This window comes from Mesorhizobium sp. LEGMi-168a (genome assembly GCF_058312955.1).
Window position 1 is genome coordinate 34,318 of sequence record NZ_JBZEGV010000006.1, and the last position, 22,712, is coordinate 57,029.

General features: G+C 64.4%; 24 protein-coding genes and 1 tRNA gene. 13 read left to right on the forward strand and 12 right to left on the reverse strand.

Features of this window, described 5'->3' with window-relative positions:
• Positions 1 to 150: 150 nt before the first annotated feature.
• From AC4FWB_RS10485 to AC4FWB_RS10495, 3 genes are all read right to left on the reverse strand, one after another.
• Positions 151 to 1,002 carry a tetratricopeptide repeat protein gene (locus AC4FWB_RS10485; RefSeq protein ID WP_491025931.1) on the reverse strand — a complete coding sequence of 284 codons (852 nt, stop codon included), beginning with the start codon at positions 1,000 to 1,002 and terminating at the stop codon, positions 151 to 153.
• Positions 1,003 to 1,134: 132 nt separating this feature from the next.
• Entirely contained in the window at positions 1,135 to 1,401 is a 267-nt protein-coding gene (gene rpsU, locus AC4FWB_RS10490; RefSeq protein ID WP_027165252.1) for a 30S ribosomal protein S21, read from the reverse strand.
• 178 nt (positions 1,402 to 1,579) lie between these two features.
• Positions 1,580 to 1,756: an SET domain-containing protein-lysine N-methyltransferase gene (locus AC4FWB_RS10495; protein ID WP_491025932.1), complete on the reverse strand. Its 177-nt coding sequence runs from the start codon at positions 1,754 to 1,756 to the stop codon at positions 1,580 to 1,582.
• Positions 1,757 to 1,773: 17 nt separating this feature from the next.
• Between AC4FWB_RS10495 and AC4FWB_RS10500 the strand changes: the two genes are divergently transcribed.
• Positions 1,774 to 1,876, forward strand: a tRNA-OTHER gene (locus tag AC4FWB_RS10500).
• Positions 1,877 to 2,075: 199 nt separating this feature from the next.
• Here AC4FWB_RS10500 and AC4FWB_RS10505 read toward each other — a convergent pair.
• Together AC4FWB_RS10505 and AC4FWB_RS10510 are read right to left on the reverse strand one after the other, a co-directional pair.
• Positions 2,076 to 2,834, reverse strand: coding sequence for an SDR family oxidoreductase (locus AC4FWB_RS10505; RefSeq protein ID WP_491025933.1), 759 nt, complete (start codon positions 2,832 to 2,834; stop codon positions 2,076 to 2,078).
• A gap of 105 nt (positions 2,835 to 2,939) precedes the next feature.
• The gene (locus AC4FWB_RS10510) at positions 2,940 to 3,308 is read right to left on the reverse strand and encodes a YrdB family protein (RefSeq protein WP_491025934.1); all 369 of its coding nucleotides are present in this window, start codon (positions 3,306 to 3,308) and stop codon (positions 2,940 to 2,942) included.
• A 206-nt stretch (positions 3,309 to 3,514) separates the two neighbouring features.
• Between AC4FWB_RS10510 and AC4FWB_RS10515 the strand changes: the two genes are divergently transcribed.
• The 6 genes from AC4FWB_RS10515 to AC4FWB_RS10540 all read left to right on the forward strand — a co-directional run bounded on the left by AC4FWB_RS10515 (position 3,515) and on the right by AC4FWB_RS10540 (position 9,366).
• Positions 3,515 to 4,768, forward strand: coding sequence for a sarcosine oxidase subunit beta (locus tag AC4FWB_RS10515; RefSeq protein WP_491025935.1), 1,254 nt, complete (start codon positions 3,515 to 3,517; stop codon positions 4,766 to 4,768).
• 8 nt (positions 4,769 to 4,776) lie between these two features.
• Positions 4,777 to 5,160, forward strand: a complete 384-nt coding sequence (locus AC4FWB_RS10520; protein ID WP_491025936.1) for a hypothetical protein — start codon at positions 4,777 to 4,779, stop codon at positions 5,158 to 5,160.
• Positions 5,160 to 5,456: a sarcosine oxidase subunit delta gene (locus tag AC4FWB_RS10525; protein WP_067002607.1), complete on the forward strand. Its 297-nt coding sequence runs from the start codon at positions 5,160 to 5,162 to the stop codon at positions 5,454 to 5,456. Before AC4FWB_RS10520 ends, AC4FWB_RS10525 begins: the two co-directional genes overlap by 1 nt.
• Entirely contained in the window at positions 5,453 to 8,461 is a 3,009-nt protein-coding gene (locus AC4FWB_RS10530) for a sarcosine oxidase subunit alpha (protein ID WP_491025937.1), read from the forward strand. Before AC4FWB_RS10525 ends, AC4FWB_RS10530 begins: the two co-directional genes overlap by 4 nt.
• Positions 8,454 to 9,038, forward strand: coding sequence for a sarcosine oxidase subunit gamma (locus tag AC4FWB_RS10535; RefSeq protein WP_491025938.1), 585 nt, complete (start codon positions 8,454 to 8,456; stop codon positions 9,036 to 9,038). Before AC4FWB_RS10530 ends, AC4FWB_RS10535 begins: the two co-directional genes overlap by 8 nt.
• Positions 9,039 to 9,141: 103 nt before the next feature.
• Positions 9,142 to 9,366 (forward strand): hypothetical protein, encoded by a 225-nt coding sequence (locus tag AC4FWB_RS10540; protein ID WP_491025939.1) that lies wholly within the window; start codon positions 9,142 to 9,144, stop codon positions 9,364 to 9,366.
• 85 nt (positions 9,367 to 9,451) lie between these two features.
• On the opposite strand, the gene AC4FWB_RS10545 is transcribed toward AC4FWB_RS10540, so the two are convergent.
• The 6 genes from AC4FWB_RS10545 to AC4FWB_RS10570 form a co-directional block, all read right to left on the reverse strand.
• Positions 9,452 to 9,688, reverse strand: coding sequence for a DUF680 domain-containing protein (locus tag AC4FWB_RS10545; RefSeq protein WP_491025940.1), 237 nt, complete (start codon positions 9,686 to 9,688; stop codon positions 9,452 to 9,454).
• Positions 9,689 to 9,858: 170 nt separating this feature from the next.
• Positions 9,859 to 10,503 (reverse strand): TetR/AcrR family transcriptional regulator, encoded by a 645-nt coding sequence (locus tag AC4FWB_RS10550; RefSeq protein WP_491025941.1) that lies wholly within the window; start codon positions 10,501 to 10,503, stop codon positions 9,859 to 9,861.
• 156 nt (positions 10,504 to 10,659) lie between these two features.
• Positions 10,660 to 11,436 carry an SDR family NAD(P)-dependent oxidoreductase gene (locus tag AC4FWB_RS10555; RefSeq protein WP_491025942.1) on the reverse strand — a complete coding sequence of 259 codons (777 nt, stop codon included), beginning with the start codon at positions 11,434 to 11,436 and terminating at the stop codon, positions 10,660 to 10,662.
• 3 nt (positions 11,437 to 11,439) lie between these two features.
• Positions 11,440 to 12,507 (reverse strand): phosphotransferase, encoded by a 1,068-nt coding sequence (locus AC4FWB_RS10560; protein WP_491025943.1) that lies wholly within the window; start codon positions 12,505 to 12,507, stop codon positions 11,440 to 11,442.
• A complete protein-coding gene (locus AC4FWB_RS10565) occupies positions 12,504 to 12,989 on the reverse strand; it encodes a MaoC family dehydratase (protein WP_491026169.1) in 486 nt (161 codons plus the stop codon). Before AC4FWB_RS10565 ends, AC4FWB_RS10560 begins: the two co-directional genes overlap by 4 nt.
• 46 nt (positions 12,990 to 13,035) lie before the next feature.
• On the reverse strand, positions 13,036 to 13,851 hold the full coding sequence (locus AC4FWB_RS10570; RefSeq protein ID WP_491025944.1) for an SDR family oxidoreductase: 816 nt from the start codon (positions 13,849 to 13,851) through the stop codon (positions 13,036 to 13,038).
• Between the two features lie 118 nt (positions 13,852 to 13,969).
• Between AC4FWB_RS10570 and AC4FWB_RS10575 the strand changes: the two genes are divergently transcribed.
• Positions 13,970 to 15,211 carry an acyl-CoA dehydrogenase family protein gene (locus AC4FWB_RS10575; RefSeq protein ID WP_491025945.1) on the forward strand — a complete coding sequence of 414 codons (1,242 nt, stop codon included), beginning with the start codon at positions 13,970 to 13,972 and terminating at the stop codon, positions 15,209 to 15,211.
• 5 nt (positions 15,212 to 15,216) lie between these two features.
• Positions 15,217 to 16,254, forward strand: coding sequence for a zinc-binding dehydrogenase (locus AC4FWB_RS10580; RefSeq protein WP_491025946.1), 1,038 nt, complete (start codon positions 15,217 to 15,219; stop codon positions 16,252 to 16,254).
• A 13-nt stretch (positions 16,255 to 16,267) separates the two neighbouring features.
• Here the strand turns inward: AC4FWB_RS10580 and AC4FWB_RS10585 are convergent, their stop codons facing one another.
• Positions 16,268 to 17,098, reverse strand: a complete 831-nt coding sequence (locus tag AC4FWB_RS10585; RefSeq protein WP_491025947.1) for a MurR/RpiR family transcriptional regulator — start codon at positions 17,096 to 17,098, stop codon at positions 16,268 to 16,270.
• A gap of 146 nt (positions 17,099 to 17,244) precedes the next feature.
• Between AC4FWB_RS10585 and AC4FWB_RS10590 the strand changes: the two genes are divergently transcribed.
• From AC4FWB_RS10590 to AC4FWB_RS10605, 4 genes are all read left to right on the forward strand, one after another.
• Positions 17,245 to 18,063, forward strand: coding sequence for an N-formylglutamate amidohydrolase (locus tag AC4FWB_RS10590; RefSeq protein ID WP_491025948.1), 819 nt, complete (start codon positions 17,245 to 17,247; stop codon positions 18,061 to 18,063).
• A gap of 19 nt (positions 18,064 to 18,082) precedes the next feature.
• On the forward strand, positions 18,083 to 19,645 hold the full coding sequence (locus AC4FWB_RS10595; protein WP_491025949.1) for an amino acid permease: 1,563 nt from the start codon (positions 18,083 to 18,085) through the stop codon (positions 19,643 to 19,645).
• A gap of 88 nt (positions 19,646 to 19,733) precedes the next feature.
• On the forward strand, positions 19,734 to 21,104 hold the full coding sequence (locus tag AC4FWB_RS10600) for a glutamine synthetase family protein (protein WP_491025950.1): 1,371 nt from the start codon (positions 19,734 to 19,736) through the stop codon (positions 21,102 to 21,104).
• A gap of 216 nt (positions 21,105 to 21,320) precedes the next feature.
• A complete protein-coding gene (locus AC4FWB_RS10605; RefSeq protein ID WP_491025951.1) occupies positions 21,321 to 22,709 on the forward strand; it encodes an aldehyde dehydrogenase family protein in 1,389 nt (462 codons plus the stop codon).
• Positions 22,710 to 22,712: the final 3 nt, after the last annotated feature.

The window sequence follows — 22,712 nt, forward strand, 5'->3', positions numbered from 1 at the left end:
GCGTGGAGCGTTCCGCCGAAAACTTGGCGCGAGCGTGGCAAGGGTTAACGCATTGCGCCGGGCGGTTAACGGATCGCAACCGGCGTCTCAGCGCCGCAACACTGCGATCGCCGGCGACGACCGGGAGCGTGCCCCGGCGCCAGCCTCCGATCAGCTGGCGCTGCCCGAGGTGCGCGAAAGGCCGTCCTTGGCCGGCTGGTAGTTCGGGTCGAGGTGGACAGCCTCACGGTAGGACTTGGCAGCCCTTACCTTGTCGCCGCGCCGCTCGTAGATCAGCGCCTGGTTGGCCCAGGCTTCGGCGTTCTTGCCGTCGAGCTTGATGGCCATGTTGAAGTCGGCGAAGGCATTGTCCTCGTCGCCCGTCGCCAGATAGGAGAGACCGCGGCCGTTGTAAGGCTCGGCGGCATCGGGTGCCAGCGAGATCGCCGTCGAGAAATCCTCGATGGCGAATTTGTGCTGGCCCTGGCTCTGATAGATCAGGCCGCGATTGTGGTAGGCGCGTGCGTCTGTCGTATCGAGCTGGATCGCCTTCTGGAAGTCGTTGAAGGCATCCTGGGTCCGGCCAGCCTTGCGGTAGAGGTTGCCGCGGCCGATATAGGCGGCGTCGTAGTTGGCGTTGATCTGGATCGAGCGGTTGTAGTCGGCAAGCGCTGCTTGCTGATTGCCGAGGAAGCGCTGGATGAGCGCGCGATTCGAATAGGCCTGGTAGAAATTCGGGTTGAGCTGGATGGCGGTGTCGAAGTCCTTCAGCGCCGCCTGATACTGGCCGCCACGGCCATAGGCCGAGCCACGCACATTGTAGCCTTCGGGATCCTGCGGGTTGCGCTGGATGACCGCCGACAGCGAGGAGATGTTCTCGCTCGACCCTTGCGCCTTGTCGATCGAGTTGAACTCGCCAGTCGGGGTCGTCTGGCATGCTGCAAGCGTCAGGCCCGAAAGCAGGGCCGCCGTCAGGGCGAAGCCGCGAAAAGCGGTTCTGCGCTCCACGGAAATTGCGTTCATCTTTGTCCTCACTGCCGCGGCGCCGTCAGTCCGTTCCCTCTCCGAACCGGCTCGAATGCGTAAACAAAAGGGTGGCGGCGATTCCGCATCGCGCCACCCTCGGTATCCTTCGAAAAGGACGAAAAATTGGCGTTATGAGCGCGGCGAGCGCGATGCGCCGGCAGCACCAGCCGGAGCCGGGCGCGGGGTCATCGGCAGCAGGCCTTCGCGCTGAGCGCGCTTGCGGGCCAGCTTGCGGGCGCGGCGCACGGCTTCCGCCTTCTCGCGGGCTCGCTTCTCGGACGGCTTCTCGTAGTGACCGCGCATCTTCATTTCGCGGAAAATACCTTCGCGCTGCATCTTCTTCTTCAGCGCGCGAAGCGCCTGATCAACGTTGTTGTCGCGGACGAGTACCTGCACGTGCAATCCTGTCTTCGGGTTTGAAATCGATAAGGCAAACGACCATAGCCATTGTGCCTCCGCGGCGGGTTGCACCGCGAATTGTGGCGGCTGATAGCAGAATCAGGCCGTGCTGTCCACCGTTGATTGCAGGAAACCGCGATCAAAAGCCGATGCGCTGCGCTCGCCTGCCCCGCGCTCACGCCGTTGCCAAATGGAGACGAGCGAAATCCTCGAAGAATTCACCGTAATCGCAGGTGATTTCCTCACCGGCCGCGATGTCGCGGATGGCAGTGGCGCCGCCATATTGCGAGAAATCCGTGTTCGGCCGCTCCGAGTGATTCATGAAACGGCCATTGTCGACCTCATAGACCATGAAACCGGGCTTGTCGGGGCTCGGATAGGCGTAGCGGTCGAGCAGTTCCTTGAGATGCGGCGGCGCCGCCTCGTATTTCTCCACCGGGATCAGCCGGTCGAAATCCGGCTCGAGCCGCCAGATCGAGGCGCCTTTCCTGATCGGCTCGGCCGCGAAAACACCGACGCCTTCGATGGCGCTCTGGGCGACATAGGTTCTGATCAGCAGCATGGTTCCGGTCCGTCTTCGACGAGGAAACGGAATCGTCAAAACGGACCGGAATGCAAGGCCACATCGCAATATTTCAGCGGATGAGCATGTCCGCCCGCCGCCAACCGGATCACGTCCGGTTGATCGACACGCCGCCATCGGCAAACAGCGCCGTGCCGGTGGTGAAGCTCGAGGCGTCGGAGGCAAGGTAGAGCGCCGAGCGGGCGATCTCTTCCGGCTGCGCCATGCGCTTCAGTGCGTGAATGCCTTCGACGAAGGCGCGGGCCTCTGGCGTGGTGGTCGTGGCGCCGGGCGTGTCGGTGCCGCCCGGCAGCAGTGCGTTGACGCGCAGCCCCTTCGGACCGTACTCGGCGGCGAGCACCTGCGTCAGCCCGATCAGGCCGGTCTTGGCCGCGGCATAGGCCGCCATGCCCGGCATCCCGGCGGTGTAGCCGACGAAGCTGGAGGTGAAGATCAGCGAGCCGCCGCCGCGCTTGAGCATCGCCGGTATCTGGTGCCTGGCGGCGAGGTAGGCGCTGGTCAGGTTGGTGTCCATCGTCTCCTGCCAGCTCGCCGGCGCCATCTGGGGAACCGGCGCCATCACGCCGACGGAGCCAGCATTGTTGAAGGCGATGTCGAGGCCGCCGAACCTTTCGACGGCGAGCTCGACCAGGGCTTTCGCATAGGCTTCGTCCCTGACGTCGCCGGCAAGTGCTGCCGCGCTGCCGCCGGCCGCCTCGATTTCGCCGATGAGCGCGTCGAGCTCAGCCTGACGGCGCGCCGCGACGACGAGGCTGGCGCCCTGCTCGGCGAACAGTTTGGCGGTGGCGCGGCCGATACCGGAGCTGGCGCCGGTGACAATGGCGACCTTGTCGGTGAGTGCGAACATGTCTCTATCATCCTTCCTTTGTGCCGGGCTTGCCGGCGGTTGGATGCTTGGGTCGCAAATGAAGATGGTCGCGGCCACCCGAAAGCTGCAAAGACTGCAGTTGTCCTACTGCCGCAACAGCCAGCCCAGTCGGTCCAGTGAGAAGGCGTAGCTGAGGACGATCAGCAGGGCCATGACAATGCCCGTGGCCGCATGACCGGCCAGATAGAATCCAGCGGCACCGCCGAACAATATGACAAGTTCCAGCACCAGCCTGACGGCGCCTGACACCGGCACCGGGGCCCGGCCCGATCGGCTCGGATCATTGAGCACGGCGAAGGTGCCCCACAGCACAGCCGCGACGAGCGGCAGGGCGACGGCGAGAATCCAACGCCAGAACTCGGCCGGAAAGCTCCAGCCGGCCATGCCGAGGCCGAGCAACGCAGAAAGCTCGAGCAGAAAACGCAAGGTCAGATTCCACCAGGCGTTACCCATCGTTCGTCCTCTAGCGTCACGCGACAGGGAGTGTCGCCGAAGACAGTCACGGAAGCCAGATCGGATACGTCATTTTGGTTGCGGCGCAAAACGGCAAGCGCCGTCGCAAACAGCGCAAGGATGGCGGCGCCGTTTCGCTAGTGATACACCTCGCGTGACGGGAGAGGCCCGGACGACATCCGCGATTTTTGGCGCGAGGCTATAACGTGAAGAAATACTCGGTATTCGCCATTGCCCGCGAGGCGATGCGCGGCCACAAGGGCTGGGAAGAACAGTGGACCTCGCCCGAGCCGAAGAAGGAGTACGACGTCATCATCGTCGGCGCCGGCGGCCACGGTCTGGCGACCGCCTACTATCTGGCGACCGAGCACGGCATTACCAATGTCGCTGTGCTGGAAAAGGGCTGGCTCGGCGGCGGCAACACCGGCCGCAACACCACCATCATCCGTTCCAACTATCTCTATGACGAAAGCGCCGGCATCTACGACCACGCGCTGAAGCTGTGGGACGGGCTCAGCCAGGAGCTCAACTACAACGTCATGTATTCGGCGCGCGGCGTCATGATGCTCGCGCACAATGTGCATGACGTCCAGGTGTTCAAGCGCCACATCCATGCCAACCGCCTCAACGGCATCGACAACGAATGGCTGACGCCGGAGCAGGCGAAGGAATTCTGTCCGCCGCTCAACATCGCCAGGGAGGCGCGCTATCCGGTGATGGGCGCCGCGCTGCAGCGCCGCGGCGGCACGGCGCGCCACGACGCGGTCGCCTGGGGTTATGCGCGCGGCGCCTCGGCGCGCGGCGTCCACATCATCCAGAACTGCGAGGTCACCGGCATCAAGCGCGCGGCCAACGGCGCCGTCGCCGGCGTCGAGACGACACGCGGCTTCATCGGCGCCAAGAAGGTCGGCGTGGTCGCGGCCGGCCATTCCTCGGTCATCATGGATATGGCCGGCGTGCGGATGCCGCTCGAAAGCTATCCGCTGCAGGCGCTGGTGTCGGAGCCCGTCAAGCCGGTGGTGCCCTGCGTGGTGATGTCGAACACGGTGCACGCCTACATCTCGCAATCCGACAAGGGCGAACTGGTCATCGGCGCCGGCACCGACCAGTATATCTCCTATTCGCAGACCGGCGGCCTGCACATCCTGCAGCATACGCTCGACGCCATCTGCGAGATGTTCCCGATCTTCACCCGCATGAAGATGCTGCGCTCCTGGGGCGGCATCGTCGACGTGACGCCGGACCGCTCGCCGATCCTGGCGAAGACGCCGGTCAAGGGCCTCTATGTCAATTGCGGCTGGGGCACGGGCGGCTTCAAGGCGACACCCGGCTCGGGCAACGTCTTCGCGCACACCATCGCCAGGGACGACCCGCACCCGATCAACGCGCCCTTCACCCTCGAGCGCTTCCGCACCGGTCGTCTCATCGACGAAGCGGCGGCGGCGGCGGTGGCGCACTGAGCACAGCAATGACGCGCAAGACCCACACCATACTGTTCGGATTGGGCCTACTAGGCGTCACGGTGCTGTTCACGCTGTTGGTGGTCAGGGAGATTTTGGTTCGAATAATCGGGTATGAGGCCAATGGGGTCGATCCCGTCATGTTGGCCATGTTTGCATTTGTAGGGATACCTACTGCCCTCTGCGTCTGGGCGTTTGCCATACCGAAAATGCTCGAAAGAACTTTCTCCGGACCTCGAACGCAAGCGGATGTCGATCGAGCTAAAGCGATTTTGCGCCCAGTAGGATTGCTTGTTGAAGACCGCCCTTCCGAAGGAAATGTCGTGACCAACCGTGGCAGGCATGACGGCTCTGCGCGTGGCGGTTCGACCGAATCAAAGAAAGTCGATTGATGCTTCTCATCCGCTGTCCCTATTGCGAGGAAGAGCGCCCGGAACTCGAGTTCCGCAACGCCGGTGAGGCGCATATCGCGCGCCCCACCAACATTGCCGCCGAGAGCGAAGACGATTTCGAGAAATTCTTCTTCATCCGGTCGAACCCGAAGGGCGTCATCTATGAGCGCTGGCGGCATATCCATGGCTGCGCGCGCTTCTTCAACGCCGTGCGCGACACCGTCACGGACAAGTTCGTCATGACCTACAAGGCCGGCGAGCCGAAGCCCGCGAAGCTGCCTGGAGCCTCGAAATGAACGCCGCGTTCCGCATTTCCGGCGCCGGGCGCCTCAGCCAGGCGAAGACCGCCTCCTTCAGCTTCGACGACAAGTCCTATACCGGCATCGAGGGCGACACACTGGCCTCGGCGCTGCTTGCCAACGGCGTGCATCTGGTCGGCCGTTCGTTCAAATATCACCGGCCGCGCGGCTTCCTGTCGGCCGGTGCCGAAGAGCCCAACGCGCTGGTGCAGATCGTGCGCGACGACGCGCGCAAGACGCCGAATGTGCGGGCGACCGTGCAGGAACTCTATGACGGGCTCACCGCCCATTCGCAGAACCGCTGGCCCTCGCTCGCCTTCGACGTCGGCGCGGTCAACGACATCGCTTCGCCGCTGTTTTCGGCCGGCTTCTACTACAAGACCTTCATGTGGCCGAAGTCGGCCTGGAAGAACCTCTACGAGCCGCAGATCCGCTCGGCCGCCGGCCTTGGCGTTTCGCCCGACCGGCCTGATCCCGACCATTATGCCGCGCGCTACGCGCATTGCGAGGTGCTGGTGCTGGGCGGCGGCGCTGCCGGCATCGCGGCGGCGCTCGCTGCCGCCGAAACCGGTGTCAGGGTGATCCTCGCCGACGAGCAGGCCGAATTCGGCGGCAGCCTGCGCTTCGAGAGCGGCGCCAGGATCGACGGCGAGAATGGCTTTGCCTGGGCGCAAGCTGCGATCGCGAAGCTCAAGGCCATGGACAATGTCCGCGTGCTGCCGCGCACGACCGCTTTTGGCTACTACGCGCAGAACTTCGTCGGCTTGGTCGAGCGGGTCAGCGACCATCTCAAGGCCCCCGGTCGCGAGTTGGCGCGCGAACGCCTGTGGCAGGTTCGCGCCAGCCGAGTGGTGCTGGCAACCGGTGCCATCGAGCGGCACATGGTGTTCGCCAACAATGACCGTCCGGGCATCATGCTGGCATCGGCCGCGCGCACCTATCTCAACCACTATGGCGTCGCCGTCGGCAGGAATGTCGGCATCTATACGGCGAACGACTCGGCTTACGCGGCCGCGATCGACCTGAAGAAGGCCGGCGTCAATGTCGCGGCAATCGTCGACCTGCGCGACAACCCGTCCGGCCCGGTGATCGACGAGGCGAGAGGGCTCGGCATCGAGATCAATTTCGGCCGCGCCGTGGTCCGCGCCGGCGGCAAGCTGCGCGTCTCGTCGATGACCGTGCAGCCGAAGACCGGCGGCGGCGAGCGCACGATTCCCGTCGATGCCATCCTGATGTCGGCCGGCTGGACGCCGTCGGTGCATCTCTTCTCGCAGTCGCGCGGCAAGGTCGCCTTCAACGAGGAAACGCGACGCTTCGTGCCGGGAACCTACGCGCAGGACTGCGACTCGGTCGGCGCCTGCAACGGCACGGACGGGCTCGACGCAACGATCGACGAGGCCTATGCGGCCGGCGCCAAGGCGGCGAAGGACGCCGGCGGCAAGGATTCCAGCGTCAAGACGGGCAAGGGCGCCAAGCCGAAGGTCGATGCCAGCGAAAGCTGGTCGCGCGGCATGCTGGGCGCCGCGCCCGGCGCCGGGCCGGACACCACCGTCAAGGCCTTCGTCGATTTCCAGAACGACGTCACCGCCAAGGACATCCGCCAGGCTGTGCATGAAGGCATGCACTCGATCGAGCACGTCAAGCGCTTCACCACCAACGGCATGGCGACCGACCAGGGCAAGACCTCGAACATGCACGGCCTGGCGATCGCCGCCGAGACGCTGGGCAAGCCGATCCCGCAGGTCGGCCTGACCACTTTCCGCGCGCCCTATACGCCGGTGACCTTTGGCTCGATCGTCGGACACGCGCGGGGTCCGCTTTTCGACCCGACGCGCCGGACGGCGACCCATGGCTGGGCAGCGGCCCAAGGTGCGGTGTTCGAGGATGTCGGCCAGTGGAAGCGCGCCTGGTATTTCCCCAAGGCCGGCGAGGACATGCACGCCGCCGTCAACCGCGAATGCGTAGCGGTGCGCAAGACGGCCGGCCTGTTCGACGCCTCGACGCTCGGCAAGATCGAGGTGGTCGGGCCGGACGCGGCGAAGTTCATGGAGCTGCTCTACACCAATCCGTGGGAGAAGCTGGAGCCCGGCCGCTGCCGCTACGGCATCATGCTGCGCGAGGACGGCTTCATCTATGACGACGGCGTCGTCGGCAGGCTGGCGCCGGACCGTTTCCATGTGACGACGACCACCGGCGGCGCGCCGCGCGTCATGCATCACATGGAGGATTACCTCCAGACCGAGTTCCCGCATCTCAACGTCTGGCTGACCTCGATCACCGAGCAGTGGGCAGTCATTGCCGTGCAAGGCCCGAAGTCGCGCGAGATCATCGCGCCGCTGGTCGAAGGCATCGACATGTCGGACGAGGCGCTGCCGCATATGTCGGTGCGCGAGGGCAAGATCTGCGGCGTGCCGACGAGGCTGTTCCGCATGTCCTTCACCGGCGAGCGCGGCTTCGAGGTCAACGTGCCGGCCGATTATGGCGAGGCGGTCTGGGAAGCGCTGTGGGCCGAGGGCCAGAAGCATGGCGCGACCGCCTACGGCACTGAAGCGATGCACGTGCTGCGCGCCGAGAAGGGCTACATCATCGTCGGCCAGGATACCGACGGCACGGTGACGCCCAACGATGCCGGGCTCGACTGGGCGGTCGGCAAGAAGAAGACCGACTTCGTCGGTATCCGCGGCATGGCGCGGGCGGACCTCGTCGCCAAGGGCCGCAAGCAGCTTGTCGGCCTGAAGACCAAGGACCCGAAAGTCGTGCTGGAAGAGGGCGCGCAGATCGTCGAGGATCCGAAACAGGCGATCCCGATGAAGATGATCGGCCACGTCACCTCCAGCTACTGGTCGGAAAATTGCGGGCGCTCGATCGCGCTGGCGCTGGTCGCCGGCGGCCGCGACCGCATGGGCAAGACGCTCTACGTGCCGATGCCGAACGGCACGATCGAGGTGGAGGTCACCGGCATGGTGTTCGTCGACGAGAAGGGAGAACGCCTCAATGGCTAAGGCTGCCGCCAAGACAAAAGCCGCTGCGGCTTCCGCCTCCGTCGAGCGGCGGCCCGCGCTTGCCGGCCGCGCGCTGTCGGCGCCGGACGTCAAGGTCGAGATCCTGCCGCCGGCCGAACGCATCTCACTGCGTGCGCCGGAAGCTTCCGTCGCCGCGCTCTCCAAGGCGCTCGGCGTGACGCTGCCGGCGAAGCCGAAAACCTCGGCCGCGAAGGACGGACGCACCGCTATGTGGCTGGGGCCGGACGAGTGGCTGATCGTCGACGAGGCCGGAAACGATCCGCTGGCCGACTGCGCCAAGGTCACGGCGCTGCATTCGGCGGTCGGCATCTCGCATCGCAACGTCGCCATTTCCGTCGCCGGTCCGGCCGCTGAAGTGACGGTCAATTCGGGCTGCCCGCAGGACCTGTCGCTCGAGGCGTTCCCGGTCGGAGCGGCTTCGCGCACCATCCTCGGCAAGTCCGAGATCGTGCTGTTGCGCACCGCGGCGGACGCGTTCCGGGTGGAGTGCTGGCGTTCCTTCTCGGACTATGTCTTTACTTTGCTGTCGGAAGCGGCGAGCGACGCGGCGAACTGATTTTTCCGGCAGCTGATTGCCCGAGAGGGCGCAGCCGGAACCATCGCCGGTCCGTCCCCGTTGTTTGCGACCGGAGCAATTGCTCTGGCGAGGGAGAAGCGCGATGCCGTCCAAATCTGCGCCGAAGTCGCCCAAGAAGACCGCGGCCGTCCGGTCGCTGGAGCGGGAGCGGCATCACGATATCGAGGAAGAGGAACTCGAGGAAGGCCTCGAGGATACCTTTCCGGCCAGCGATCCGGTATCGATTATCAGTACCTCCATCCCCGGTGGGCCGGCAAAGCCTGGCAAGGCCAAGACCGCGCCGGGAATGAAGTCACGCAAGAAGTAACGCCGTCGCAGCAGGCAATCGGGCTTCAGGGCGAACGAAAACGGGCGGCCAATGCCGCCCGTTTTCGTTTCCGCTTTTGCGGTGTCTAGAGGCCGGGCACGAACCACGGGTCCACGTCGATACCGAGTCGCGGGCCGTTGTTGGTTTGCGTCTTGCTGGCGTCGGCCTTTTCGACCGAACCGGTCGCCGTGCAGTCGAGCGTCACATTGGTGTGGGTCTGAGCGCAAGCCGCGGGAGCGTGCTTGGCCGGCTGGCTCGCGCCGGCGAAAGCGGCGCCCGAGAAGGCCAGCACTGTAGCGAGAGCGAGGATTGTCCTTTTCATCTTCCGTCTCCGGTAATCTTTCCGTACATGTACGATGCGATGTATATGTACGGTTAACGGAAGGTGAATTCAAGAGGGATTTTGTACGCGTACGACAACTTTTTTTGAACGTAGGAATTCGCCGCCGCGAATCAAGCGATCGGCGCAGCGGAAAGCGGCGGGACAGCCGGTCAGCAGTTGACGGGTGTTTCGGTGAGCGGGGGGATGTCCTGCGCCGACAGGGACGCCAGCATGAAGTCGCACATCCGCTTCACATAGGTCTGGGGATCGCCGAACGGATAGAAGGGGAAGGTGATCAGCAGCGAGATCGTGCCGTGGCCGACGGTCCATAGCATGGTGGCGATGGCGCGAGGGTCGCCCTTGAGCTTGCCGGCGGCGACGCATGCCTCGACCCTTTTGATCAGCACCTTCATCGCCGGGTTGCCCTCTTCCATCTCCGCGTAGCTTCGGCCTTCCGGCAGCTTGGTCTTCTCGGTCATGAAGACGGTGCGATATTCATTGGGGTTGCCGAGCCCGAAGGCGGCATATTCGGTCATCACCGCGCGGAGCGCCTCGATGGGATCGTCGGAGGGATGCTCCTCGATGCGCCGGGCGAGCGTCTCGAAGGCGTCCTCGGCCAGCGCGAACAGGATGTCCTGCTTGTCGGCAAAGTAGGAGTAGACCGACATCGGCGCGTAGCCGACCCGCTTGGCCAACTTGCGGATGGTAAGTCCTTCGTAGCCCTCTTCCTGGACGAGCTTGTGGGCCGCGTCGACCAGTTCGGAACGAAGCTCGGCTTTCTGTTTCTCGCGGCGTTTCTGAACGCTCAGCGGCAATGTCCGCCTGCCTTTGTGATTGGTTGCCTGACGAAATTATATACGCCGTACGGAAACGGACAAGGGAGCGGCCTGGTTCCCTAACGTCTGCCTTAACTCCTTGTTCTGACGCGATTCCCGGACGGAAAGCCGTTGCGCACTTGTCCCGCAACCGCGCTAGATCGCGCCGATGCCGCCGTCCAGCGCCAGCGCGTGGCCGGTCATGAAGGAGTTGGCGGGGTCGGCGAGATAAAGGATGCCGGTCACGATCTCATCGACCTCGCCGACCCGCTTCATCGGCACGCCGCGCGTGAGCTCTGCAAGCGCGTCTGCTTCCGGCGCGCCGGTGGAGCGCACGAAGCCGTCGACCATCGCCGTCCTGGTATGGGCCGGGCAGACGGCGTTGATGCGTATCCCCTTGCTGGCATATTCGACCGCCGCCGAGCGCGTCAGTCCCATCACGCCATGCTTGGCGGCGGCGTAGACCGACAGCTTCGGCGCGCCGGAGAGACCGGCGACCGAGGCGATGTTGACGATGGCGCCGCCTTTGCCGCTTTCCCTGAACTGGCGCTCCATCTGCGGGATCTGATGCTTCATGGCGTAGAAGACACCGAGCAGGTCGACCTCCAGCACGCGGCGCGCTTCCTCCGAGGCCACCTGCGGCAGGCGCACGAAGGCGTGCACGATCCCGGCATTGTTGACGGCAATGTCGAGCCGGCCGAATTTTTGTACCGCCAGCTTGACCAGATCCTCCGAGAGCTTTTCGTCGGCAATGTTGCCGGCAAGAAGCGCGGTCTCGGCACCGAGTGTCGCCGCGAAATCGCCAAGTGCGGCTTCGTCGAGATCGGAAAGGACCAGCCGCGCGCCCTCAGTGGCGAAGGCTTTGGCCGCGCCGCTGCCGAGCCCGCCGGTCGCACCGGTTATCAGCACCGTGGCTCCATCGAAACGGCCCATTGCTCAGCGCTCCGTTGTCAGAATCTTGCTGTCGATCAGCTCCACCGCGAGCGCGGCAAGCAGCTTCACCGCCTCGCCATAGGTCCTGGCCTTTTCCGGATTGGAGGCGTTGCCGTCCAGCGCGCGGCGGTAGACGCCCTGGCAGATCGCCGCCAGCCGGAAGAAGGAGAAGGCGAGGAAGAACGTCCAGTTGCCGATGCCGTCGATGCCGCGCCGGCGGCAATAGGCGGCGACGTAGGCTTGCTCGGAGGGCAGGCCGAGCGTGGCGCGGTCGAGGCCGCCGAGACCGCGAAAGCCGGACGCATGCGGCAGCCGCCACTGCATGCATTGATAGGCGAGATCGGCAAAGGGATGGCCAAGCGTCGACAGTTCCCAGTCGAGCACGGCAATCACCTTCGGCTCGTCCTTGGCGAAGATCATATTGTCCAGCCGGTAGTCGCCATGCACCAGCGAGACCCGGCCGTCGTCGGCCGGCATGTGCATCTCCAGCCAGGCGATCAGCCGATCCATGTCGGCGATCTTTTCCGTTTCGGAAGCGCGGTATTGGCTGGTCCAGCGGGCGAACTGACGCTCGAAATAGCTGCCGGGCCTGCCGAAATCGCTCAAGCCCGCGGCCTCGACATCGACGTCGTGCAAAGCGGCAAGCGTCGCATTCATGGCGTCGTAGATCGCGGCGCGTTCGTCATTGCCGGATGCGTTGGGGCCGGATGCGTCCGGCAATGACGGATCCCAGAAGATGCGGCCGTCGAGGAACTCCATGACGTAGAACATGCGGCCGATCGGGGAGTCTTCGCCGGACAGATGCAGCATGCGCGGCACCGGCACGGCGGTCGCGCCAAGCGCCTGCATGACCCGGAACTCACGGTCGACCTGATGCGCGGATTTCAGCAACTGTCCCGGCGGCTTGGCGCGCAGCACGTAGCGGCCGCTTGCGGCGGTGAGCAGATAGGTCGGGTTCGATTGCCCGGATTTGAATTTCTCGATCGCGGAAAGCCCGGCAAAATCCGGGATATGCGCTTCGAGGTAGGGCGCAAGCGCTGCCCGATCCAGCGCGTTGGCGTCGCCGCTCATGCGGTCTCTGGCTGGCGCTCGATCAGCGTCAGGGTCAGCCAGCGCGCGGTCAGCGCCGGCTTCTTCGATCCCTCGATCTCGATGGTCACGTCATGCGCCGTCTGCACCCAGCCGGAAGGCCGCACCTTGACGTCGGCCAGCACGAAATGGGTGCGGATGCGCGAGCCCGTCTTGACTGGCGCCAGGAAACGCAGCGTGTCGAAGCCGTGATTGACGCCCATCTTGGTGTTTTCGATCGGCGGCATGGTCTCGAAGGTCATGGCCGAGAGAAGCGACAGCGACAGGAAACCATGCGCGATGGTGCCCCCGAACGGCGTTTCGCGCGCGGCACGCTCGGGATCGCAATGGATGAACTGGTGGTCGTCGGTGGCGTCGGCGAACTGGTCGATCATGCGCTGCGTGACCGTTCGCCAGGGCGAAACGCCGACTTCCTTGCCGACGCTGGCCAGAAGCGTATCGAGACTGATCGGTTCCACCCTGATGTCCTCCGCACCCCCGCCCGGATCGCGATTGCTTGAACCGGACGCCTTATTCCTGGAACAATGTCATCCCGTGCTGCACCGACTGGCCGCCGTCGATCGGCAGGATGGCGCCGGTGACATAGCTTCCGGCACGGCTGCACAAATAGAGCGTTGCGCCGGCAATGTCATCCGGTCCGCCGATGCGGCCCAGTGGAACGTGGTTACCGACATGTTTCGCCTGCTCCTCGGTGGCGGTGGCAAAGGCCGTCATCCGGCTCTGGAAAGGGCCGGGCGCAAAGGCGTTGACGGTGATGCGGCGCCCCGCGAACTCGATCGCCAGCGTGCGCGTAAGGTGATGCACGGCAGCTTTCGACGCCGTGTAGGAATAGGCATCGTCGGCCAACGGCTGGGTGCCCATCACCGAGCCCAGGTTGATCACGCGGGCAGGATCGTCGTCTGTTGCCGCCGCATCAAGCAGCGGTAACAGCTCACGCGTCAGATGGAAGACGGCTGTAACGTTGACGCCAAAAACCTTGGCCCAGGCGTGGTAGGGGAATTCCTCCAGCGGCGCGCCCCAGGAAATGCCGGCATTGTTGACCAGGATATGCAGCCGGTCCGTGCGCACCTTCACCTCGGCAACCAGCGCTGCGATGCCCGCCTCGCTGGACACGTCGCCGGCAAAGCCCTCGGCCCGGCCGTCGCCGCCCTGCGCATTGAGCTCGCTGGCGACACGGACGCAGTCCTCGCCCTTGCGCGAGGCGATCATCACGGTGGCGCCGGCCCGCACCAATCCGGTCGCCACCATGCGGCCGATCCCGGTTGCGGCACCGGTCACCAGCGCGGTCTTGCCGGCGACCGAGAACAGCTTGTCCAGATAGCTCATCGCATTCCTCCCACGTGCCTCGTCCTGGCCAAACCGAAGGACTCGCGTTGACAAGGCTAGCCGAAGTACGGTCATCCTTGCCACGGGTAAAGATGCATCTGCGAAAGGGCCTGAACCGATGGCGGACATGAATCTCGGCATGACCGAGCGGCTGAAGCCGATCCATCAGCGCGTGGCCGCGATGGTGCGCGACGAGATCGCGCCGCTCGGCGAGGAGTTTCTGGCCGAAATCGGCAGGAACGGCGACCGCTGGGCCTACACCGCCAGACAGACCGAGATCCTGGAAGGGCTGAAGCAGACGGCGCGGGAGCGCGGCCTGTGGAATTTCTGGCTCACCGATTCCAAGCGCGGCTATGGCCTGTCGACGGTCGAATACGCCTATCTGGCGGAGGAGATGGGCAAGGCGCATCTCGGCGCCGAGACCTTCAACTGCTCGGCGCCCGATACCGGCAACATGGAGGTGCTGGAGCGCTACGGCTCGGAAGAGCACAAGCGGGAATGGCTGGAGCCGCTGCTCGAGGGGAAAATCCGCTCGGCCTATCTGATGACCGAGCCGGACGTCGCCTCTTCGGACGCCACCAACATCTCGATGCGCTGCGATCGGCATGGTGGCGATTATGTGCTCAACGGCGAGAAATGGTGGGCGTCCGGCGCCGGCGATCCGCGCTGCGCCATCTATATCGTCATGGTCAGGACAGGGTCTGACGACGAGCCGCAGCATCGCCGGCATTCGATGATCCTGGTGCCGGCGGACAGCAAGGGCATCACCAAGTTACGGCCAATGCAGGTCTATGGCGACGACGACGCGCCGCACGGCCATATGCATCTGAGGTTCGAGGACGTGCGGGTGCCGGCTGGGAACCTGATCCTCGGCGAGGGCAGGGGGTTCGAGATCGCGCAAGGGAGGCTGGGGCCGGGCCGCATCCATCACTGCATGCGCGCCATCGGCCAGGCCGAGATGGCGCTGGAGATGCTTTGCCAGCGCTCGGTGCGGCGCGAGGCCTTCGGCCGGTCGCTGGCCAAGCTCGGCGCCAACTTCGACATCATCGCCGAGTGCCGGATGGAGATCGAGATGGCCAGGCTGCTCTGCCTCAAGGCGGCGTGGATGATCGACCAGGGCGATGCGCGCGCCGCCGCGCCCTGGATCAGCCAGATCAAGGTCGTCGCGCCGCGCGTCGCGCTCAAGGTCACCGACGAGGCGGTGCAGATGTTCGGCGCGCAAGGCATCAGCCAGGACACGCCGCTCGCTCGCTCATGGACGCATTTGAGAACGCTCAGGCTTGCCGACGGGCCGGACGCCGTGCATCGGCGGCAGGTGGCGCGCAGCGAGCTCAGGAAGTACACGCAGGATAAGGTCTGATCGCCATGGCGCTTCCGTCGGAAATGAAGGCCTTGCTGCTTGTCGGCGACGGTTACGCCAAAACGCCTTCGGCCGGCGCGCTGGAGGCGACGAAGCCTTATCTTCGGCCGGGCAGCATCGCCGTGCCGGCACCCGGCCCGACGCAGGCGTTGATCAAGGTCGGTCTTGCCTCGATCAACCCGTCCGATATCGCCTTCATCAAGGGGCAGTACGGCCAGCCGCGCGTGAAAGGACAGCCGCCCGGCTTCGAGGGCGTCGGCATCGTCGTCGCGACCGGTGACGACCCGTACGCAAAAAGCCTTGCGGGAAAGCGCGTCGCTTTCGCCACCGGTGTGTCGAACTGGGGTTCGTGGGCCGACTATGCGGTGGCCGAGGTCGCGTCCTGCATTCCGCTGCTCGACACGGTGCGTGATGCGGATGCCGCGGCGATGATCGTCAATCCGCTGACCGCGCTCGCCATGTTCGACATCGTCAAGCAGGAGGGCGACAAGGCCTTCATCATGACCGCCGGCGCCAGCCAGCTCTGCAAGCTGATCATCGGGCTCGCGAAGGAGGAAGGTTTCCGGCCGATCGTCACCGTGCGCCGTGACGAGCAGATCGCCTTGTTGAAGGAGCTCGGCGCCGCCCATGTGCTCAACGAGAAGGCGGCGGATTTCGAGGCTGCGCTGCGCGAGGTGATCAAGGCCGAGCAGCCGCGCATCTTCCTCGACGCGGTGACCGGCCCGCTGGCCTCGGCCATCTTCAACGCCATGCCGAAGCGCTCGCGCTGGATCGTCTATGGAAGGCTCGACGCAGAGCCGACGGTGATCCGCGAGCCCGGCCAACTGATCTTCCAGCACAAGCGCATCGAAGGCTTCTGGCTGGCCGAATGGATGCGGCAGTTTCGCGACCGGCTCGGCCCGGCGGTGCTGGAGGCGCAGAAGCGCTTTTCCGACGGGCGCTGGTCGACCGACGTGACGGCGGTGGTGCCGCTGGACGAGGCGATGACGCGGTTATCGGCCGAGTTGGCCAAGCCGAACGGCAAGGTGTTTATCAAGCCGTAGCTTGCCGCACGTCCTAGCGCAGGCTTTCCAGGTCCCGGATACGTTTGGCGCCTGCGGCTTCGAGCTGCCTTGTGACGGCGCCGATCAGCGTCTCGACGACGACGAATAGGGCGGCGGACGAATCCCAGGCCGACGGCACGGCGGTGCGCCCGGCGATCACATGGCGGGCGAAGCGGGCGATCGGCGAGAGCCACTGGTCGGTAAAGAGCACGATCTGCACGCCGCGCTGATGCGCCGTCTCGGCAAAGCGGATCAGGCTCTCCTGGTAGCGCCTGATGTCGAAGATCACCAGCACGTCGCGCTTGCCCATGTCGATCAGCCGGTCGCGCCAGATGCTCTCCTGGCCGGCGAGGTGGTAGACGTCGGGCTGGATGATGGCGAGGTGGGCGGCCATGTAGCGGGCCAGCGGGTCGGTGAAGCGGCCGCCGATCAGGAAGGTCTTGCCGCGGCGCTCGGCAAGCCTTGTGGCGATGTCGGCCAGTTGCTTGTCGGAGAGGTGCCGGAACGTCTCGCGCATGTTGTCGAGCGTTGCCTCCAGCATCGGGGATACGGCGGCGCCGCTGGCGGGCGAAGCCGGATTGAGCGTGCGCGATGCCGGCGACTGCAACTGTGCGGCCAGTTCATCCTGCAGCGCCGACTGGAATTCGGGATAGTTCTGGAAGCCGAGCCTGGCGACAAAACGCAGGATCGTCGGCGAGGACACACCTGCCGCGGTCGAGAATTCGGCCACCGTCTTCAGCCCGGTCAGCGGATAGTTGGCAATCAGCGTCTGCGCGGCGCGGCGCTCGCCCGCCGGCATGGTGTCGATGCGGTCCGAGATCAGTTCGGCAATGCTAGAGATCATCGTTTTCCCCACCCTTTGGCCCGGTCGGCGCCGTTTTCGGAATTCCGCGTTTGACAAAGCCGGACAAACTGTATGAAATCATCCACAGGGACGCAATGAGGCAAAATACGTAACATAAGATACAGCGCTCCCGAGGGGACGACAGTATGGAGAAAGCACGGCCCACCAGCCTTGCACCATCGGAGACCGTGAGGGTGACAAACCCCGGCGGCTCGAGCCCCTTCGTCCTCACCTGCGACCACGCCTCGAACTTCCTGCCGGCGGAATTCGGCACGCTCGGCTTGGCCGCGGAAGACCTTTCCCGCCATATCGCCTGGGATCCAGGCGCGCTTCCCGTCGCCAGCCGCATGGCCGAGGCCCTCGACGCCACGCTGGTCGAAACCCGCGTCTCGCGCCTGGTGATCGACTGCAACCGGCCGCTCGACGCGCCGGACCTCGTGCCGCCGGTCAGCGAAACGACGGCCATTCCCGGCAATACCGGCCTTTCGGACAAACAACGCGGCGCGCGGATCGACCTGGCGTGGCGTCCCTTCCACGACACGATTGCGCAGATCATCGAACAGCGGCTGGCATATGGCCAGGAGACGCGGCTGGTGTCGGTGCATTCCTTCACGCCGGTCTACAAGGGCAAGAGCCGGCCCTGGCATATCGGCATCATCCACGACGACGATCGCAGGCTGGCGGCGCCGCTGATAGCGGCACTGCAGCGGCTTGCCGGCGTCAGCGTCGGGGTCAACGAACCCTATTCGCCGGCCGACCGCGTCTATTTCACGCTGGAACGGCATGCGCGCTCGCGCGGCCTTGCCTGCGCGATGATCGAAATCCGCAACGACGAGATATCCGGCGAGGCCGGGCAGCGGAAATGGGCGGATCTGCTCACAGGCATATTTTCGAATCTGGAGCCCGAGGAGGCCAGGGGCTCCCGACAACGCGCAATGGGAAAGTCAGTACAATCGGCCAGCTAAGAAGTTAAGGGGACCAATAATGTCAGCGCAAGACTACACAGAAGTCGACAAGCACGAGGACCTGAAGGTTCTCCACGGAATGGGCTATGCCCAGGAACTGTCGCGAAGCATGAGCCGCTTCTCGAACTTCGCGATCTCATTCTCGATCATCTGCATCCTGTCGGGCGGCATCAATTCCTTCGCCCAGGCCATCTCGTCGATCGGCGGCGCCGGCGCCGGCATCGGCTGGATCGTCGGCTGCGCCGTATCCGGGGTCTTTGCCCTCGCCATGGCGCAGATTGCCTCGGCATTCCCGACCGCGGGCGGCCTCTATCACTGGGCGTCGATCCTTGGAAACCGCTTCACCGGTTGGCTCACGGCCTGGCTCAACCTGCTCGGCCTGATCACTGTGCTCGGCGCCATCAACATCGGCACCGCATTCTTCTTCGTCGGCACGTTCGGCAGTTGGTTCGGCATGACCGGCACGCCAGGCGAGATTGTCGGATTTGTCGCCGCCATCACCGTCATCCAGGCGCTCTGCAATCATTTCGGCATCAAGCTGACCGCCATGCTGACGGATGCCTCTGGCTTCCTGATCCTCGGCGCGACGGCCGTGCTTATCGTCGCGTGCCTGGTATTCGCCCCGGCAATCGACATCACGCGGCTGTGGACGTTCACCAACTATTCCGGCGATGCCGGCGGCGGCGTTTTCCCGCAGTCAGACTCTATGACCTACTTGTTCCTGCTTTGCCTGCTGCTGCCGGTCTATACCATCACCGGCTATGACGCTTCGGCGCATACTTCGGAAGAAACGCTGAAGGCGGCGCATTCCGTTCCGCGGGCAATCATCTCGTCGGTTCTGTGGTCGTCGCTGATCGGCTGGGCGATGGTCTGCGCGATCATGCTGGCCATCCCGGATCTGGCCGCGGGCGCCAAGCAAGGCTGGAGCGTGTTCTTCTCGACCATGGACGCGATCCTGCCGGTCTGGCTGAAAGAGTTGCTCTATCTGGCGATCCTTATCTCGCAGTTTCTCTGCGGCCTGGCCACGGTGACCTCGGCCTCGCGCATGCTGTTTGCCTTCTCTCGCGACGGTGGCATGCCGGTCGGGTCGGCGTCGCTGGCCAAGGTCAGCCCGGCTTGGCGCACGCCGGTCCATGCGATCTGGACGGCCGCGATCCTCGAGATCATCTATGTCTTCCTTGCCCAGTTCATCTCGATCGGCGGGACGAACATCTACACCATCGTCGTCAACTCGACGCTGGTGTTCCTGTTCCTCTCCTTCATCATCCCGATCGTGCTCGGCATGATGGCTTTCGGAACGGCGAAATGGCCGAATCCCGGTCCATGGAATCTCGGCGGCGGGCTGTTCAAGCTGGTTTGCCTGCTGTCGGTCGTCGGCATGGCGATCATTTTCTACATCGCCATCCAGCCGCCGAACGACAAGGTGCTCTACATCACCATCGGCTTCCTCGTGCTGACCGCCGTGCTCTGGTACGGCTTCGAGAACCGCCGCTTCCAGGGCCCGCCGATTGGCGATGAGATTGCCAAACGTCAGGCGGCGATCAAAGCGGCCGAGGTGGCCATCGGCGAGACCGGCAACTGATACTTCGCCTCATAGCCATGGCCGGCATTGTGCCGGCCATGGCTTCGTTTCTTCCTTTTCAACCGAAAAGTACTGGAGTGCCAAAGGAATGGCCGGGAATTTCTCGTTCGATCAGTTGAAGCAGGCGGTCTCCAACGGCGAGATCGACACGGTTCTGGCCTGCATCGTCGACATGCAGGGCCGGCTCGCGGGTAAGCGCTTCCTGGCCCAGTATTTCGTCGATTCCGCGCATGACGAGACGCATGGCTGCAATTATCTGCTGGCCGCCGACATCGATATGGAGCCGGTGCCCGGCTACAAGGCGGCGAGCTGGTCGAAGGGCTATGGCGACTTCGTCATGAAGCCCGATCTTTCGACGCTGCGGCGCATCCCGTGGCTGGAGAAGACGGCGCTGGTCATCTGCGACGTGCTCGATCACCACGATCATGAGGATTTGGCACACTCACCCCGGGCGATCCTGAAGAAGCAGGTCCAGCGGCTCAAGGAGCGCGGCTATATCGGCTATTTCGCCTCCGAGCTCGAGTTCTACCTGTTCAGCGAGACCTACGATTCCGCGCGCAGGAAGCATTGGCAGGGTCTCGACACCGCCTCGCCCTATATCGGCGACTACCAGATCGGCATCACCACCAAGGAAGAAGGCGTCATGCGCCGGCTGCGCAACGAGATGGAAGCGGCCGGCATTCCGATCGAGAACTCCAAGGGCGAGTGGGGCCCGGGCCAGGAAGAGATCAACGTGCGTTATGCCGAGGCGCTCGACATGGCCGACCGCCACGTCATCCTGAAGAACGGCGCCAAGGAGATCGCCGAGTCGGAAGGCAAGGCGATTTCCTTCATGGCCAAGTACAATTACGGCCTCGCCGGCAACTCCAGCCACATCCACAATTCGCTGTGGAGCGCCGACGGCAAGACGCCGCTGTTCTTCGATAAAAATGCGGAATGGACGCTGTCGACGCTCGGCCAGCAATGGGCGGCGGGACAGCTCAAATACGCCAAGGAGTTCACCTGGTTCCTGGCGCCATACATCAACTCCTACAAGCGCTTCCAGGCCGGCACCTTCGCGCCGACCAAGATCATGTGGAGCGAGGACAATCGCACCGCCGGCTTCCGGCTCTGCGGCGAAGGCACCAAGGGTATCCGCATGGAGTGCCGCATCGGCGGCGCCGACCTCAATCCCTATCTCGCTTTCGCGGCATTGACCGCCGCCGGCCTTGCCGGCATCGACGAGAAGCTGGAACTGCAGAAGCCCTTCGTCGGCGATGCCTATCAGGCGTCGCAACTGCCGGAAATCCCGAAGACCCTGCGCGATGCGACTGAGACATTGGCGAATTCCACGATGCTGAAGCAGGCTTTCGGCGAGGACGTGGTCGAACACTACGTGCACACCGCCCGTTGGGAGCAGTTCGAATACGACCGCCGGATTACGGATTGGGAATTGCACCGGGGGTTCGAGCGGTACTAGAGCGCTAGCCCGTAACGTCGGCGCTGCCCCTCACCCTTACCCCCTCCCCGTGAAAAACGGGGAGAGGGGGACGCCAGTGCTGGAGCTTATCCCTTCTCCCCGTCCTTCACGGGGAGAAGGTGCCGGTCCACCCTCCACAGCTGCTGCGGAGGACGGGCAGGCGGAGGGGCGGCGCCAAGCCAAATGGTATTGTTGTAGAATGCGAGGACTTACAAAATGACCGAAACGGTCAAACTCAAATCACCCATCGACGGCTCGATCTATGCCGAGCGGCCGGTCGCGACCGACCTGGCGATAAACGCAGCGGTAGAGCGGGCCAGGGCGGCGCAGGAGAAATGGGCCGAGACACCCATCGTCGAGCGCGGCAAATACATGCTGGCGATGTTGGAAGCGCTGGTCGGTATGAGCGACGAGATCGTGCCGGAGATCGCCTGGCAGATGGGGCGGCCGGTGCGCTATGGCGGCGAGTTCGGTGGCGTCAAGGAACGCACCAACTACATGGTCGAGATCGCCGAAGCTGCGTTGAAGCCTGTCATGGCCTCCAATCCGAAGGACGGGTTCCGCCGCTATGTGAAGAAGGTGCCGCTCGGCGTGGTGCTGGTGATCGCGCCGTGGAACTATCCTTATCTCACCGCGGTCAACACCATCGTGCCGGCGCTGATGGCCGGCAGCGCCGTCATCCTCAAGCACGCGGCGCAGACCCTGCTCGTTGGCGAGCGTTTTCAGCAGGCCTTCGACAAGGCGGGCCTGCCCAAGGGGCTGTTCCAGAACGTCGTCCTCAACCACGCGCAGACCGAAAAGCTGCTCGGTTCGGGCAAGATCGACCATGTCAACTTCACCGGCTCGGTCGCCGGCGGCCGCGCCATCGAGAAGGCGGCGGCCGGCACCTTCATGACGCTCGGCCTCGAGCTCGGCGGCAAGGATCCGGCCTATGTGCTGCCCGACGCCAGGATGGACCATGCGGTCGCCAACCTCGTCGACGGCGCCTTCTACAATTCCGGCCAATGCTGCTGCGGCATCGAGCGCGTCTATGTGCACGAGAAGGTCTATGACGAGTTCGTCGAAGGTTTCGTCGCCGAGACGAAGAACTATGTCGTCGGCAATCCGCTGGAACAGGCGACCACGATGGGCCCGATGGCGCAGGCGCGCTTCGCCGACCTGATCCGCGAGCAGAAGGCCGAGGCGCTGCGCAAGGGCGCCAAGGGGCATATTAACATGAGGGTCGAAAACGACAGGCCCGGCTCGCCCTATCTGGCGCCGGAAGTGCTGACCGATGTCGATCACCAGATGAGCGTCATGCGCGAGGAAAGTTTTGGGCCGATCGTCGGCATCATGAAGGTGCGCAACGACGAGGAAGCCATCGCGCTGATGAACGACAGCCCCTATGGGCTGACCGCCTCGATCTGGACGCGCGACACCGAGCGCGCGGTGGCCATCGGCGACCGCGTCGAGACCGGCACCCTCTTCATGAACCGCTGCGACTACCTCGATCCGGCGCTGGTCTGGACCGGCGTCAAGGACACCGGCAAGGGCGCGGCACTCTCGGCCATCGGCTACGACAACCTGACCCGGCCGAAATCCTATCACCTGCGCGAAACGATCTGATTT